The organism is Streptomyces sp. NPDC041108, assembly GCF_055592645.1.
The window spans coordinates 448,050-463,032 of the sequence record NZ_JBVIYK010000001.1; the positions used below are offsets into that span (position 1 = coordinate 448,050).

The window sequence follows — 14,983 nt, forward strand, 5'->3', positions numbered from 1 at the left end:
TGTTTCCGTTCGGTAACTCCTGTGGCGGTTGAGTCGTTCGGGGTCGGCGTACGTACAACTCCTCAAGCGTGACTGCTGGTAACGGCTTTTGAAGACGCAGCTTGTCAGTTGTGCGGAAACCGTGAAAAGCTCTGGGCCACCCGCAAGGTGGTCTCCCCGAACTCCCTTGAAGCAAAGGGTTGTTGACCGCTTTTGCGAACTTCCCCCCTCGCTCTGTGGATGCAGGAGACCCATGCCCGACCTGCCGAAGCCCCAGGACGCCGCCGAAGCCGCGCTGTTCTCGGAGTGCTGGGACGCGGTCCTGTCGTACGCCGACCTGTGCACCTCGGGGTCGGCCGCGGCGACCCAACTGGCCACCGACGCCTTCACGCACGGCATGCTCGAGGCGCAGGCCCTGGAGTTCGACGCGGGAGCCGAGCGTGGCGCCGGACGGCGTGCCCTGCGGCTGCCGCGAATACCCTTCCTCCTGACCTGGGTCAGGACCACCGCTGCGGCCTGGGAGGCGGGCGGCCAGGGCCACCGGCTCGACCCCGACCTGCGCCTGTGGCTCAACTCGGACAAGGCCGCGCGCTACACCGGCCCGCCGCTGCACCGCCCCCTCGCCCTGCGCGCCCTGCGGGACATGCAGGAACCCGACGCGGCCCTGCTGTGGCTCGCCGAGGTCGAGTCGCTGCCGCTGGGTTCGGTGGCCCGCCGGCTCGGCCTGGACCCGGTCGTCGCCGCGTCCGAACTCGACCAGGTGCGGGCGCTGTTCAGGGACCGCTGCCACCGCAGCCAGCTCGACACACCCATGAACCCCGACTGCCGCGTCTACGCCCGGCTGCTCGACGCGGTCACCCGCTCACCCGGCACCGACACCCCCGACGACCTGTCGCGCCACCTCGCCACCTGCGTGGGGTGCGCGGAGGCCGCGGCCTGTCTCGGCCTGCACGGCGGCGGGCTGCCCGCCGCGCTCGCCGGCGGCGTGATCGGCTGGAGCGGACTCGCCTACCTGGAGCGCCGCCGCCGCGCGGCCGACGCGGGGCTGCTTCCCGGACGCGCCGATGCCACCGGCAGCGACCGGGGGCTCTCGCCGGGCCGTGAGGCCAGGCCCCGGTTCAGCCTCAGCCGCAACGGGCTGCTCGTCGCCGCCGGCGTCGTCTCCGTGCTGACGCTCGCGGTCTCCCTCACACCCTTCGGCGGGGACGACACGGTCGCCGGCGGGCCCTCCGGCGACGGGTCGCCGGTCGTCCAGCAGGACCCGAGGTTCCCGGTGACGGGGGCCCCGTCCGACGACGGGTCCGAACTGCAGAGCACGACACGGCCCGATGCGACCGGTTCCGGTGAGAAGGACGACGCGGGCGACAGCGACGACAAGGACAAGGACGGCAACAGCAACGAGGAGCCCCAGGGCGACGCCTCGACGCCGGCCCGCGTCTCCCACAAGCCGGTCGACCCCGGCAAGTCGCCCCGCGCCACCTGCCACGTCCGCTACCAGCTCGTCAACGAATGGCCCGGCGGCTTCCAGGCCACCCTCACCGTCACCTCCAGGAAGGCCCTCGACGGCTGGCGCCTCGGCTGGACCTACGCGGGCGACCAGCGCGTCACCCAGATGTGGGACGGCACCTTCGACCAGGAGGGCTCCCAGGTCAGCGTCACCGCCGCCGACTACAACAAGACCGTCGCGGCGGGCGGCACCTTCGGCGTCGGCTTCCTGGGCATCTGGCAGGGCTTCGACAACCCCGATCCCGTGAAGTTCACGCTCGACGGGCGTCCCTGCGCCACCGGGAAGTGAGCCCGGCCGGGCGAGCGGCCCCGCTCGCCCGGTCCTCGTCCTTGCGGTCGGTCCTCGTCCTCGCCTCCGGCCGTGTGGTCGGCCCGGTCGGACGGCGGCCCGGCGGAGGCCCGCGGGGCCGACGCCGCCGAACGGTTCTTGCGCTACGGGGCAAGAAGCGGTGCACTCGCGGACGAGTGACAGTGGTTCGTTCTTCCTAGAGTCGTCGCGGCCCCGCACCGCGGGCCGCCGGCCGGACGCCGGTCATCGTCGACGAAGGAACGATCCCCATGCCGTACATCACCGTGGGTCAGGAAAACTCCACCACCATCGACCTCTACTACGAGGACCACGGCACCGGGCAGCCGGTCGTCCTCATCCACGGCTTCCCTCTCGACGGCCACTCCTGGGAGCGGCAGAGCGCCGTCCTGCTGGAGGCGGGACACCGCGTGATCACGTACGACCGCCGTGGTTTCGGGCAGTCCAGCCAGCCGACGACCGGCTACGACTACGACACCTTCGCGGCCGACCTGAACACGGTCATGGAGACCCTCGACCTGCGTGACGCCGTCCTCGTCGGCTTCTCGATGGGCACGGGCGAGGTCGCCCGGTACGTGTCCGCCTACGGCACCGAGCGGGTCGCCAAGGTGGCGTTCCTCGCGTCGCTGGAGCCCTGCCTGCTGAAGTCCGACGACAACCCGGGCGGGGTCGCTCCGAAGGAGTTCTTCGACGGAATCGTCGCGGCCGTCAAGGCCGACCGCTACGCCTACTACACGGACTTCTACAAGGACTTCTACAACCTGGACGAGAACCTCGGCACCAGGATCAGCGAGGAAGCGGTCCGCCACAGCTGGGACGTCGCGGCGGGCGGCGGGTTCTTCGCCGCCGCCGCCGCACCCTCCACCTGGTACACCGACTTCCGCCAGGACATCCCCGCCATCGACGTGCCGGCCCTGATACTGCACGGCACGGGCGACCGCATCCTGCCCGTGGACGGCACCGCGCGCCTGTTCCACAAGGCGCTCCCGTCCGCCGACTACGTCGAGATCGAGGGCGCCCCGCACGGCCTGCTGTGGACCCACGCGCAGGAGGTCAACACCGCGCTCCTGGCCTTCCTGAAGAAGTGACGCCCCGTACGGGACCGGCGGCCGGGGAGACCCGGGCGCCGGTCCCGTACGCACGGCGGCCGTTCGAAGCCTCGTCGAAATCGGTTGGCGTCCGCCGCCGAGTGTTCCTATCCTGAGGGGGCTTCACACGGTGGCCCAGGGCCGCCGGTGTCAGTCGTATGTCAGTCGTACGGAGAAACGGGAGGTGTGACCGATGGCTGTCTCTGTGATGGGCGCTGCCCACAACCAGAAGATCATCCACTCCACCTCCGTGGCCTCCGGCTGACCTTTCCCGACACAGCGCGCACACGCGTGCCGCCGGGGCCGCCCTTGTGAAGGGTTTCCCTTGAACCACCTCTCTCCTTCGGCTTCCTCGACCTCCCCGCATCCGCTCGCCCCGTACGGCTGGGACGAGGGCTGGGAAGCGGAGTTCGCCGTCCACGCCGAGCAGGGGCTCCTGTCCGGCCGTGTCGTCCGGGTCGACCGAGGTCAGTGCGACGTCATCACCCCGGACGGTCTGCTGCGGGCCGACACCGCCTTCGTCACCCCCCACGACCCGCTGCGGGTGGTGTGCACGGGCGACTGGGTGGCCGTGGAACCCGCGGGCGACCCGCGGTACGTCCGCACCTACCTGCCCCGCCGCAGCGCCTTCGTGCGCTCCACCTCCTCCAAGCGCGCCGAGGGACAGATCCTCGCGGCCAACGTCGACTACGCGGTGGTCGCCGTGTCGCTCGCGGTGGAACTCGACCTCGGCCGCGTCGAACGGTTCCTCGCGCTGGCCTGGGAGTCCGGGGCGCAACCGGTGGTCGTGCTCACCAAGGCCGACCTCGTGCCGGACACCGCCACGCTGGCGCACCTGGTGCAGGACGTGGAGACGGTCGCGCCCGGCGTCGCCGTGCTGACGGTCAGTTCCGCCCACGGCGAGGGCCTCGACGTCCTCGCCGCCGTGCTCTCCGGCGGGACCTCCGTCCTGCTCGGGCAGTCCGGCGCCGGCAAGTCGACCCTCGCCAACGCGCTGCTCGGCGACGACGTGATGGACGTCCAGGCCATCCGCGACGTGGACGGCAAGGGACGGCACACCACCACCACCCGCAACCTCCTCGCCCTGCCCGGCGGTGGGGTCCTGATCGACACCCCCGGGCTGCGCGGCGTCGGCCTCTGGGACGCCGAGAGCGGGGTCGGGCAGGTCTTCGCCGAGATCGAGGCACTCGCCGCCGACTGCCGCTTCCACGACTGCGCGCACATCGCCGAGCCCGGCTGCGCGGTCCTGGGCGCGGTCGAGTCCGGTGAACTGCCCGAGCGGCGGCTCGACAGCTACCGAAAGTTGCTCCGCGAGAACCAGCGGATCGTCGCCAAGAGCGACGCGCGGGTGCGGGCCGAGATCCGGAAGGACTGGAAGCGCAAGCACGCCGAGGGCCGCGCGGCCTTGGAGGCGAAGCGGGGTGGCCGCCGCTGACCGTCCCGAGGGGGGAACGAGCGGGGCCCGTCGCGCGGCCCCGCCCGCCCCGGTGCACGGGGAAGGGGGGCCGCCGCGCCCCCGCTTCCCCCTGCCCCACCCCTCCGGACACGGCCCCCGAGATCGTCGTGTCCGCATCCCGTCGGCCCCGCACGTCGTCGCGGTCGTCGACACTTGAGGTCTTGCAGGACGAGCACACCGGGCACGAGGCCACCGGGCACGAGGCCCTACGGATGCCGGAAGTGAGCACCGGGCACCGGGGCAGGGGTGCCGTCGCCGCCCGTATCGGGGTGTCCCGAGCCGCGGTACGGGCCGTCGGCCGCGCGATCGGGGCGAACTCCCTGCTCCTCCTCCGCCCCTGCCACCGGGTGACCGGCGCGGACAGCAGCCTCACGGGGTACGCCGGCGGCCTCGGCCGCAAGCGCCTCCTCCTCGGCCTGGAGGGTGTGCTCCGCAGCGGCCCGGGGTGCGTGTCCAAAGGCGCGGCGGGGCCGGACGGCTCGGTCCCGGGTTCAGTTCCCGAACACCACGCCCACCCATGCCCCCGCCACCAGCAGGCACGCGAAGAGTTCCGCCAGGACGCTCGATCCGCCCGCGCGCATCGCCGTGCGGGTGGCGGCCCTCGCCGCGCCGTGACGGCCCAGGCGAAGCCGTTCGGAGAGGTAGATGCCGCCGACGAAACCGGGGATCGCGCCGAGCACCGGGAGCAGCACGAAACCGAGGAAGGCGCCGGAGCCCGCGTACACGCCCATGCGGGGGGTGGCACCGCTTTCGGCCAGTCGGCGGGGTGGCAGGCCCCAGCGCACCGCCCACGACGCCAGCAGCACGACGGTGGAGCCGACCAGCACCCACCAGGCGGCGGGCCGCGGGTCCTCCAGCGCCCACCACATGACCCCGGCCCACACCAGCCAGGACCCCGGCACACCGGGCACCAGCACTCCGCACAGGCCCAGCAGCAGCACCACCGCGACCAGCAGGAGTTCCCACGCTCCCATCTGCCCAGGGTGCCGGACCCCGCCCGAAAGCGCAGGTCAGGCAGGCCGGTCCCGGGTCATCACCGGTCACACACCGGTCGGCGACCACCGGTCTGCGAGCGATGGGGCGAGCCCCACAGCGGAATCCCAGGAACATCCCGCACACTCGGGGCGACCGGCCCACGCGCCCGCACCGCGCCCCGGTCGCCGACGCCGCCGGGCGGTTTCTCCTGTGGGGGGTGGCACCGCCCGGCGGTTCCTCGACGCCCATGTCCCAAGGATCCCCTGACTCCCTTGCCTCGCACCGAAGTTCGACGTGTAGTCCGACACGCCGTGTGGTCGTCGGCTCCGCGGACCGATTTTCCGGATGCCCCGTTTTCATACGGCTCCCGAGGTGGACAATCAGGGGCATGAGCCAGCAGGGGGAGAGGCCCACCGGTCACGAGGACGACTGGTGGCGGCAGTTGTACGACGACACCAACGGGGACACGGGCCCCTCGGTCGCGGCCGATTCCCTCGACGACCGCTTCGCCTCGGCGGCGGACACGGTCGGGGAGTCGCCGGAGACACCGACCGGCGCGCCGGACGGGCCGGGGGCGTCGGGGGCCTCGGGACCGACGGACACGGCCGGTCCCGCGGACGCGCCACGGGCGTCGGGTGCGCAGGGCGCCTGGGGGGCCGTACCGGGCACCTCCGGTGCCTGGGCAGCCGTGCCGGGCACGTCGGCCGCGAGGAGCGCGTCCCGTGGCGGGTCCGACAGACATCCGGGCGGGCCGGTCTCCGACCCGGACACGGCGAGGGACTCGGCCGACGCGGCTCCACGGCCCACCGGCCGCGCCCCGGTCCCGTACACGGACCGGGTCCCTCCCCAGAGCCGGTCGGCCGGGTCCCGGGGCCGGGAAGACAGGAGCGAGCCGGACGAGCACACGGTCCCCCTCGCGCCCTCAGCCCCGCCCCCACTCACCGACGCCACCCCGAGCACCGGCCCCACGACGTCAGCCGACCGCACGCCCCCACCCCCTGACCACGCCCCTCCGCCGCCTGTCCCCGACCACGCCCCTCCGCCCCCGCTCCCCGAGCACGCCCCTCCGCCGCCTGTCCCCGATCACGCCCCTCCGCCCCCGGTCCCCGCTCTGCCCCCCGACCGCGTCCCTTCTCCGTCGCCCCCCACTCCCGCCGAGGACCCCCGCCGGCGCAGCGGGCTCGTCTCGCGGCGAGCGCCCTGGGAGCCGCCGTCGGCGCAGCCGTCCGGGCCGGTGACCTTTCCGTCCGGGCCCACTCCGCCGGGCGTCCGCTCGGTCGCGCCCTGGAGGCGTGCGCCCGCGCAGCGGTCCCCGGGCGGAGAGCCCGCCGTGAGCCCGCCGACTGCCTCCTCGGCCGAACCGTCCGACGCCCGGCCCGCCACCCTCCAGGCACAGGAGGTCACCCTGGTCACCGGGAGTCAGCGCGTCCGGGTCGACTACGTGGGGTCGGGGCCGCCCACGTACGACGCGGAGCCGACCACGTTGCCGCCGGCGGACCCGGAGGACCTGGGGGACCTGGTCGCGGACACGGTGCTGGACGGCGCGCGCTACGGGTCGTGCACCCTGCGTGCCGCGTCGCTGCGCGGCGATTCGGCGCGCTACCGGGGCGAGCCGCGCCGCGACGCGCTCCTCACCGCCCGCTTCGGTGTCGGCGAGCAGGCACTGGTCCTGGTGGCCATGGCGACCGGCGCCCGCGCCACACCGGGCGCGCACCGCGCGGCGGCGGAGGCGTGCCGGTGGATCGGGCGGGCCGTAGGGCTGAGCCACACACGGCTGGTCGAGGACATCCGCGCGGCCCGGCGCGGTGACCTCAAGTCCGGGCTGCACCGGCTCACCGACCGCAGCCTCGGCAAACTGCGCGCCGGCGCGGTCGAGCAGGGGCTCGACCCGGAGGAGTACACGGCGAGCCTGCGCTGCCTGCTGATCCCGGCCGACCCCCGGTGCCGTACCCGCGTGTTCTTCGGGGTGGGTGCCGGCGGGCTGTTCCGGCTGCGGGACGGGGAGTGGCAGGACATAGAGCCCCGGGTCGCCGACACGGCCGGCGCGCCGGTGCTCGGCTTCGGCTCGTTGCCGCACGAGACGCCCGAGGGCGACCGCCTCACCATGGACCTCGGCATCACGACACCCCCGAGCCCGTACGAACCCGCCCCCGCGCCACCCCGCGAACCCTTCCGCTTCCGGGCCTCCGTCGCCCGGGAGGAGGACGTCCTGCTCCTGTGCAGCAGCGGTCTGGCCGAACCGCTGCGGGCAGAGGCCCCGCTCGCCGATCATCTGGCGTCGCGCTGGGGAGCGGGCGAGCCACCCGGTCTCGCCGCCTTCCTCGCCGACGTGCAGGTCAGGGTCAAGGGCTACGCGGACGACCGTACGGCCGCCGCCGTGTGGGAGGCGTGACGGCGCACCCGCGCGACGAGGAGGGGCGTCGATCAGCCGCGCCCGCCGGAGCGACGGCCCGTTCCGGCGCAGGTTTCCGGCCAATCAACATCATCGAGACGGGTGGCCGGTTCGGGCGGGGAGCACGGCGGGCGCCAGGCGCCCGTCTCCCGGTGGCCGGCGGCCGGATCCCCGGCCCGGCATGGGCGGTTGCGTCCGTCCGCCGCCCCGGGCGCGGGCTGCCGGACGTGCGGCGGGGCCGGGCGCGGCGGGCCGTGCGGGGGTTTCGGGGAGGGACAAGCGCTCTCACACCGTGCGACGGCTGGCTTGACCCTGTGCGTTTGAAAGCGTACGGAGGGTCGTTGACGATTCGACATGAGTGCCGCGATCCGGACGGGGCATGGATCCCCGTGTACGTGTTCGGAACAGGGGGAATCGTCATCGGCGCGTGGGCGGGGGTCATGAAGAGGCAGGCACGAGGGAGCGGTCCCGTGGCGACAGGGGCCACCTCGGCAGAGACGGTGGAGGATGCGGTCGGCGACCCGATGGACAAGGCCGACGCGGAGCAGTTGGAGCGCACACTGGGGCGGGCGGACCTGAAGGCGGTGCCCGAGGCCCGCAGGGCCCTGCGGGAGCTGCTGCGGCAATGGGGGCGGCCGGAACGATCGGAGATAGCGGAGCTGCTGACGAGCGAGCTGGTGACCAACGCGCTCATCCACACCGACCACGACGCGGTGCTGACCGCGACGGTCTCACCGAGCGGACTCCATGTGGAGGTCCGGGACTTCGTGGGGCGCAGGCCCAGACCGAGGGTGGCGAACGCCGACGACAGCACCGGTGGACGGGGCCTCTTCCTCGTCCAGGCCCTCGCCGACGCCTGGGGGGTACGGCCGCACGGGGTGGGCAAGGCAGTGTGGTTCGACCTCGACGGCGGGCTGGCGGCCCCCTCGACGTGAGACGGACCCGTGGAACCGACTCGTGAAGCGGGCGCATGACACGGATGCCGGAAACGGGTGCCTGAAGTGGTGCCTGACAACGGATGCCTGACAACGGACAGGGGCGCGGCTTCCTGCCGCGCCCCTGTCCGATGTGTGGCTCTGTCCGAGCCGTCGTCCGTGCTCAGCCGAACTGCTGCTCCAGGTCCTTGAGCTTGCGCTCCAGGGAGTCCAGTCGCGGCAGGGCCATGGTGTCGTCCTCGGCGGTGAGGTCGACGGTGAGCGACTTGTCAGCGTTGCGCACGGGCTGCAGGGAGGGACGCGAGCGCACGGGCAGCTGCTCCGGCGTCGATATGGCAGGCTCCGAGGCCACCTGGGCCGCCGGTACACGCTCCACGGTGGTGTCCACCTGGCGCTGGCCACCGCCGCCGCCACCTCCGCCACGACCGGGCAGACCCCGGTGGCCGCGGCTGATCGCCTTGAGGTGGGCGCGCTCCAGACGCTCCTGCTCACGCTTGCGCGAGCGGTTCTCGGCCTTGATCCGCTTGTCCTCACGCACCTCGTCCACGGCCTCGTCCAGGCTGCGCACGCCCTCCAGGAGCATCAGCGACCAGGCCTTGTACGTCTCGCGCGGCGCGCGCAGCCAGCGGACCACACGGATCTGCGGCAGCGGACGCGGCACGAGGCCCTGCTCGCGCAGCGCGGCCCGGCGGGTCTGCTTGAGCGCCCGGTCGAACAGGACCGCGGCGGACATGGACATGCCCGCGAAGAACTGCGGGGCACCGTCGTGGCCGAGACCCCGGGGGGCGTGCACCCAGTTGAACCAGGCGGCCGCGCCGGCGAACGTCCAGACGAGTATCCGGGAGCCGAGGGCCGCGTCACCGTGGCTGGCCTCACGCACGGCGAGCACCGAGCAGAACATGGCGGCGCCGTCCAGGCCGAACGGAACCAGGTACTGCCACCCGTTGGTCAGGCCCAGGTTCTGCTCGCCGAAGCCGACCAGGCCGCGGAAGGACAGCGCGGCGGCCACCGCGGCACAGCAGAAGAGAAGGATGTAGGAGGCCGTGCCGTAGAGGGCCTCCTTGCGCCTGCGGCGTTCCTCGCTGCGTTCCCAGGAATCCTCGGTCTTCGCGTGCTCCCCGGAGCGCTTGCCGCGCGCGAGCACCGCAACCGCCGCCAGCATCCCCAGGAGCAGTACGGCGCCCGGAAGCAGCCAGTTCAGCGATATGTCGGTCAATCTCATCAGGGGTCCCTTGCATTGGGATAGGGCGTAACGCCCGCCATAGTGGCCCAATCCTCGCGGCCCTCAGGGGGTTTCGGGGCAAGAGACCGCCAAAGAAGTGCAATGAGTGACGCCAGGCGGCATTCTGCTCGAACTACCGCGCGAGGGACGGGAGTTGAGTGCGAGTGAGATTACCCGTTCGAGTGGTTCCACGGAAAGTTCCTGCGGCAAGTGAGGAACTTGTGAACTACCTGTAATCAAACGAGGGTCCCACCCGGAGTTGATCTTACGGCACATGCCGCGGGCGATCACCGGGGGGTCGCCCGGCGAGAAGCATCCCTGTCCCGCGAGGGTCCGTCAACTGGTGGAGGCCGCCGTCAGTTTGCCGATCCGGTCCGCCTCGCAGGTGCGCGGGCAGGTGACGCAGGTGTCCTGCGGGGCCAGCGTGTAGAACATGCAGCAGCTCGCCCGGTCCCGCGTGGGCAGCGACTCGCCGCCGGGGCCGGTCAGTTCGCGGAAGCCCGCGGCGCCCACGTACGGCCGGGTCGCGCCCGGCAGGAGCAGCTCCAGCTCACGTCGGCAGCGCTCCTGCTCGTCGGCGCCCAGGAGTTCGGCGACGTACCAGATCCCCTCGACGATCTCGTCGGTCGCCATGCCCCACAGTGCCCGCCCCCGCCGCCGCATCCGGGGGCCGAAGCCGCCGAGGACCGGCTCTATGTGCTCCGCGAACGCCGCCCGCACCTCGGCCCGCAGTGCTTCCTCGTCCGGGACCACCCGCGCGCCCGGCTCACCGGCCGCCGGATCGCCCGGCAGGCAGCTGAACGTCTCGCCGCGCACCGCCAGCCGGCTCTCCTCGCGCTGGAACGCCACCTGCCCGGCCGGGAACCGGGGCACCCGGCGCCGCAGGAACCAGGGGACGGTGAATAGGAGGCAGGCGTACCAGGCGTACCGGTGCAGTCCGAAGGCCGCCACCACGTCCGGGCGCCCCTCGCGGCCGTGGTCCCTGCGTATCTGCGCCTCGTCCCAGGCGAGGAACGCGTCCAGCTCGGCTCCGGCCGCCGCGAGTCCGGCGGCGGACACCCACCCCTCGCCGGCGGGCAGCGGGTCCATGGGGGAGAGTTCTGTCACGCTCACCATCGGCAGGACCTCGGTCAGGCGGGCGTAGGCGGCCGTCAGCGGCGACGTGCGCGAGGTCGAGGCCGGTGCCGGAGCTGAGTGGGGCATACGGGGACCGCCGTTTCACCATCGCTGCCAGGTAAGGCTTACCTTACCCGAGGTGGTCGAGGTTTGAACTGAGGGCATGTGCGCCTATGGTGCTTTACGACCGGTAACAACCCCAGTAGTGACCTAAGCGCCCCCATGTACCCCGGCGGGCCGCGCTGCTCGACCACTCGACACACGACTCGGCTCGCAGGAGGACCCGTGGAGCAGGCCGGACCGCGCTCGCGTCAGGCCACCGCGCGTGCGCCGGAGGCCACCGCCGCCCGTCCCGCGTCGGCCTACCGCGTGCCCGCGCAGCCCGGCGTCGCGGACGTCGACCGGGAGCGGGGCATCGCGGCGGACGGCGGCGGCCCGGCCGCGGTGCGCCGCGACACCGTCGCCGACGCGGCCCGGGGCGAGCACACCCACAGCGAGACCCCCATCCCGCTGCCGCGTACGCCCGGGCGCCCCGTCGTCCAGCGGGCCTCCGTGCGGGGGCAGATCCTCGACGCGCTGCGGGCCGCGCTCGCGGGCGGCGAGCTGACGCCGGGCGAGGTGTACTCGGCGCCCGCGCTGGGCGAGCGGTTCGGGGTCTCCGCGACCCCCGTGCGCGAGGCGATGCAGCAACTGGCCATCGAGGGCGCGGTCGAGGTCGTGCCCAACCGGGGGTTCCGCGTCGTGCGGCGGGGTGCCCGCGAGCTGGCCGAGCTGGCCGAGGTGCGGGCGCTGCTGCAGGTGCCGGTGGTGCTGCGGCTCGCGCGTACGGTGCCTGCGGACCGTTGGGGCGAACTGCGGCCGCTCGCCGACGAGACCGCGCGCGCCGCGTCCTCCGGGTGCCGGGCCACGTACGGGGACGCGGACCGGGCCTTCCACCGGGGGGTGCTGGGGCTGGCCGGGAACGAGCAGCTGCTGCAGATCACGGACGATCTGCACCGGCGTACGCAACTGCCCTTGGGGGTCGGGCACTTGGGGGATGTCGGGAGTGGTGGGCGCGTGGAGCTGATGGCTGACGCGGCGGAGCACATCGCGTTGCTGGACGCGTTGATGGCCGAGGACCTGGAAGCGGCGTGCTGTCTGGTGGAGAAGCACTTCGGGGTGGTGGGCTGAGGGAGCGTCGGCGGGTGCGGGCCCGGTGGGGCTTCTCGCGCAGTTCCCCGCGCCCCTGAAAAGCCGGGGCTGCGCCCCATGCTTTTCAGGCCCGCACGGCCAACGCTCTCAGGCCCGCACGGCCAACGCTCTCAGGCCCGCACGGCCAACGCTCTCAGGCCCGCAGGGTTCGGGCCTTCACGGATGGCTGCCCGTCACGCCGTCGCGGCCGGTGGCGGTGCCAACTGCCGGGCCAGCCACGTCGGTACGCCGCCCAGCAGCCGGAACAACCGTCCCGCCTCCTCGCGCAGCCGCGACGCCTCCGGTTCGGACTCGGTCTCCGCGAGGGCGACGAGCGCCGGGGCGGTACCGACCAGATAGCCCAACTCCTCGCGGATGCGCAGGGATTCGGCGAAGCCGTGCCGTGCCTCGGCCAGCTCGCCGTCCCGCAGGGCGAGCCCGGCGAGGTGACGCCAGGTGAAGGACTGCAGGAGCATGTCGTCGTGGGCGGTGGCACCGGCGTGGGCCCGGCGATAGGCCGCGCGGGCGGCCTGCGGGGAGCGGGCCAGGTTCTCGGCGAGGACACCCCGCCGGAAGTCGAGCAGGGCCCGGCCGGGCGCGCCGGGGGCGATCAGGGCCGCCGCCCGGCCGAGCGCGGCCCGCGCCTCGTCGGCGCGGTCCCGGACACGCAGCAGCGTGGCCGCGTACGCCAGTTGCCCGCGCTCGCAGGCCGCGGCGCCCCGCTCGTCGTCGGTGCGGGCCTGCGCCTCGGCCGTGCGCAGCGCGTCCTCGGCCTCCTCCCAGCCCTGCTCGGTGTAGAGGCAGCGTTCGACGAGCAGCGCGGTCCGCTGCAGCGAGGACTGTGGGGTGTCGGGCTCGATCAGGGCTGCCGCGTCGACCCAGCACGCGCGTGAGCGCAGCCGCCATACCGCGGTCTGGAGTGGATCGTCACCGGCGGTCGTTCCGTTACCAGACATGGCGGTATGCGCCACGTTGCCCTCCCCGAGCACGCCCTTGAGCTTTGAGTGGTGGCCGCATCTCAGCACGGATTCCGGCGCCCGGCCAAGGGGGTGGGTGAAGGAATTCACAAAGTCATGGGGTGCGGACGGCGCACTTGGATCTTCGCCCACCACCCCATCGCCTCAGCTCATGCGCAGAGCCAGGAAGAAGTCCAGTTTGTCCTCGAGCCGGGAGAGGTCCCGGCCCGTCAACTGCTCGATGCGGCCCACCCGGTAGCGCAGCGTGTTGACGTGCAGGTGGAGCCGTGCGGCGCAGCGCGTCCAGGAGCCGTCGCACTCCAGGAACGCCTCCAGGGTGGGAATCAGCTCGGCGCGGTGCCGGCGGTCGTAGTCGCGCAGGGGGTCCAGGAGCCGGGCCGTGAAGGCGCGGCGCACGTCGTCGGGGACGAAGGGCAGGAGCAGCACGTGCGAGGCCAGTTCCTGGTGGCCCGCCGCGCACACCCGGCCGGAGCGGGCCGCCGCCACCCGGCGGGCGTGCCGGGCCTCCTCCAGCGCGCCGCGCAGGCCCTCCGCCGAGTGCACGGCCGCGCTCACGCCGAGGGTGAGCCGCCCGTCGTCGTCGAGTCCGGCGGTCAGCGGGTCCCGTACGGCGGTGAGGAGCGTGTCGGCGTGGATGCCGGGCTCCGTGCCGTCGGGCCCCGAGGCGAGCGCGGGGAGCGGGACGAGGGCGACGGCCTCCTCACCCGTGTGGGCGACGGCGATACGGTCCGAGGGCTCCGGCCCCGTGGCCAGGGGATCGACGAGGATCTCCTCCAGCAGCGCCTGGGTGACCGGGCCGCCGTCGGCCTCGTCGCCGTCCCGGTCGAGCCGGGCCACGACGATCTGCCAGTGCGGCGCCGACCCGAGACCGGGCAGCAGCACCGGCGCGGCCACCCGCAGCCGGGCCGCGATCTCGGCCGGGGCCGCCCCCGCCTGCACCAGTTCCAGTACCTCCTGGGCGAGCCGGCGCCGTACCGTACGGGCCGCGTCGCGCCGGTCGCGCTCGACCGCGATCAGCTGGGTGACGCCGTACAGCAGGTCGAGCCGCTCGGCGGGCCAGTCCCCGGCGTCGGCCTCGACCGCGAGGAGCCACTCGGACAGCGCGGCCGCGCGCACGTCGCGCGCGGCGGCCCCGCCGGGGTCCGTGCCCCGGCCCGCGCCGCCGACCGGGAAGAGCGAGTACGTGGTGGTGCCGACGGCCACGCGGTGCGGTCCCCGCCGTCCCGTGCGGGTCGCCGCGAGGTGTTCGGCGGCCAGCCGCGCGCGCAGTTCCGCGGGCAGGGCGGGCCCGCCGTCCTCGGGGCCCGCGACGAGCCGGCCGGTGGGGGAGAGCACCCAGGCGCGCAGGTCCAGGTCCGAGCCCAGCAGGTCCAGGACCACGTCCGGGCCGCCGCCCGCGGGGCCCGAGGTCATCATCCGGCGGTGCCGGTCCACCACCGCCGCCAGGTCCCCGGCGCGCTCGCCGGAGACCTGCCGTACGACGTGCTCGGTGATCGTCGCGAAGGCCACCGACTCGTTGACGGCGAAGAGCGGGAGCCGGTGCCGGGCGCAGGCCACGACGAGGTCCTCCGGAATGTCGCCCAGCTCGGCCTCCCCGGCCGCCAGCGCGGCCACCCCGGCGCCGGCCAGGAGCCGTACGAAGGGCTCGGAGTCGGAGGCGTCGCGGCGCCAGGCCAGGCCCGTGAGCACCAGCTCGCCGCCGGAGAGGTAGCGGCTGGGGTCCCTGAGGTCGGTGGTCATCACACCGCGCACGGTGCGGTCCAGCTCGTCCCCGCCGCCGAGCAGCCGCAGACCCAGCGCGTCGGTGTCCAGCAGTGCGCGCAGCCGCATTCTCGTCGCCGCCGTTCTTGTCTAGAAAAC

The 14,983-nt window shown here is 73.7% G+C and carries 11 protein-coding genes and 1 pseudogene; 7 read left to right on the plus strand and 5 right to left on the minus strand.

Annotated elements, in window-relative coordinates; genetic code table 11:
• The first annotated feature begins 232 nt into the window (after positions 1-232).
• From ACZ6BB_RS01840 to ACZ6BB_RS01855, 4 genes and pseudogenes are all read left to right on the plus strand, one after another.
• Complete coding sequence (locus ACZ6BB_RS01840; protein WP_471613360.1) at positions 233-1,774, plus strand: cellulose binding domain-containing protein; 1,542 nt, start codon at positions 233-235, stop codon at positions 1,772-1,774.
• Between the two features lie 269 nt (positions 1,775-2,043).
• The gene (locus tag ACZ6BB_RS01845; RefSeq protein WP_471613361.1) at positions 2,044-2,880 is read left to right on the plus strand and encodes an alpha/beta fold hydrolase; all 837 of its coding nucleotides are present in this window, start codon (positions 2,044-2,046) and stop codon (positions 2,878-2,880) included.
• Positions 2,881-3,205: 325 nt separating this feature from the next.
• Positions 3,206-4,315 carry a ribosome small subunit-dependent GTPase A gene (rsgA, locus tag ACZ6BB_RS01850; protein ID WP_471613362.1) on the plus strand — a complete coding sequence of 370 codons (1,110 nt, stop codon included), beginning with the start codon at positions 3,206-3,208 and terminating at the stop codon, positions 4,313-4,315.
• 266 nt (positions 4,316-4,581) lie between these two features.
• Positions 4,582-4,767 (plus strand): annotated as a pseudogene (locus tag ACZ6BB_RS01855) (methylated-DNA--[protein]-cysteine S-methyltransferase); the annotation flags it as partial.
• 60 nt (positions 4,768-4,827) lie between these two features.
• Here the strand turns inward: ACZ6BB_RS01855 and ACZ6BB_RS01860 are convergent.
• Entirely contained in the window at positions 4,828-5,310 is a 483-nt protein-coding gene (locus ACZ6BB_RS01860) for a DUF456 domain-containing protein (protein ID WP_471613363.1), read from the minus strand.
• Between the two features lie 389 nt (positions 5,311-5,699).
• Here ACZ6BB_RS01860 and ACZ6BB_RS01865 point away from each other — a divergent pair, with 389 nt between their 5' ends.
• Positions 5,700-7,703 carry a protein phosphatase 2C domain-containing protein gene (locus ACZ6BB_RS01865; protein ID WP_471613364.1) on the plus strand — a complete coding sequence of 668 codons (2,004 nt, stop codon included), beginning with the start codon at positions 5,700-5,702 and terminating at the stop codon, positions 7,701-7,703.
• 440 nt (positions 7,704-8,143) lie between these two features.
• Complete coding sequence (locus ACZ6BB_RS01870) at positions 8,144-8,638, plus strand: ATP-binding protein (RefSeq protein ID WP_471614097.1); 495 nt, start codon at positions 8,144-8,146, stop codon at positions 8,636-8,638.
• Between the two features lie 163 nt (positions 8,639-8,801).
• Here ACZ6BB_RS01870 and ACZ6BB_RS01875 read toward each other — a convergent pair whose 3' ends face one another.
• Entirely contained in the window at positions 8,802-9,860 is a 1,059-nt protein-coding gene (locus ACZ6BB_RS01875; protein WP_471613365.1) for a DUF2637 domain-containing protein, read from the minus strand.
• A 336-nt stretch (positions 9,861-10,196) separates the two neighbouring features.
• A complete protein-coding gene (locus ACZ6BB_RS01880; protein ID WP_471613366.1) occupies positions 10,197-11,063 on the minus strand; it encodes a (2Fe-2S)-binding protein in 867 nt (288 codons plus the stop codon).
• A gap of 198 nt (positions 11,064-11,261) precedes the next feature.
• Here ACZ6BB_RS01880 and ACZ6BB_RS01885 point away from each other — a divergent pair, with 198 nt between their 5' ends.
• Entirely contained in the window at positions 11,262-12,146 is an 885-nt protein-coding gene (locus ACZ6BB_RS01885) for a GntR family transcriptional regulator (RefSeq protein ID WP_471613367.1), read from the plus strand.
• 194 nt (positions 12,147-12,340) lie between these two features.
• On the opposite strand, the gene ACZ6BB_RS01890 is transcribed toward ACZ6BB_RS01885, so the two are convergent.
• Together ACZ6BB_RS01890 and ACZ6BB_RS01895 are read right to left on the minus strand one after the other, a co-directional pair.
• Positions 12,341-13,117 carry a hypothetical protein gene (locus ACZ6BB_RS01890; protein ID WP_471613368.1) on the minus strand — a complete coding sequence of 259 codons (777 nt, stop codon included), beginning with the start codon at positions 13,115-13,117 and terminating at the stop codon, positions 12,341-12,343.
• A 150-nt stretch (positions 13,118-13,267) separates the two neighbouring features.
• A complete protein-coding gene (locus ACZ6BB_RS01895) occupies positions 13,268-14,953 on the minus strand; it encodes a PucR family transcriptional regulator (protein WP_471613369.1) in 1,686 nt (561 codons plus the stop codon).
• Between the last annotated feature and the right edge of the window lie 30 nt (positions 14,954-14,983).

Bases quoted from the DNA above. Each gene is read 5' to 3' on its own strand.
- ACZ6BB_RS01840 (WP_471613360.1), top strand. From the start codon at position 233: ATGCCCGACCTGCCGAAGCCCCAGGACGCCGCCGAAGCCGCGCTGTTC.
- ACZ6BB_RS01845 (WP_471613361.1), top strand. From the start codon at position 2,044: ATGCCGTACATCACCGTGGGTCAGGAAAACTCCACCACCATCGACCTC.
- ACZ6BB_RS01860 (WP_471613363.1), bottom strand. From the start codon at position 5,310: ATGGGAGCGTGGGAACTCCTGCTGGTCGCGGTGGTGCTGCTGCTGGGC.
- ACZ6BB_RS01865 (WP_471613364.1), top strand. From the start codon at position 5,700: ATGAGCCAGCAGGGGGAGAGGCCCACCGGTCACGAGGACGACTGGTGG.
- ACZ6BB_RS01870 (WP_471614097.1), top strand. From the start codon at position 8,144: ATGAAGAGGCAGGCACGAGGGAGCGGTCCCGTGGCGACAGGGGCCACC.
- ACZ6BB_RS01875 (WP_471613365.1), bottom strand. From the start codon at position 9,860: ATGAGATTGACCGACATATCGCTGAACTGGCTGCTTCCGGGCGCCGTA.
- ACZ6BB_RS01880 (WP_471613366.1), bottom strand. From the start codon at position 11,063: ATGCCCCACTCAGCTCCGGCACCGGCCTCGACCTCGCGCACGTCGCCG.
- ACZ6BB_RS01895 (WP_471613369.1), bottom strand. From the start codon at position 14,953: ATGCGGCTGCGCGCACTGCTGGACACCGACGCGCTGGGTCTGCGGCTG.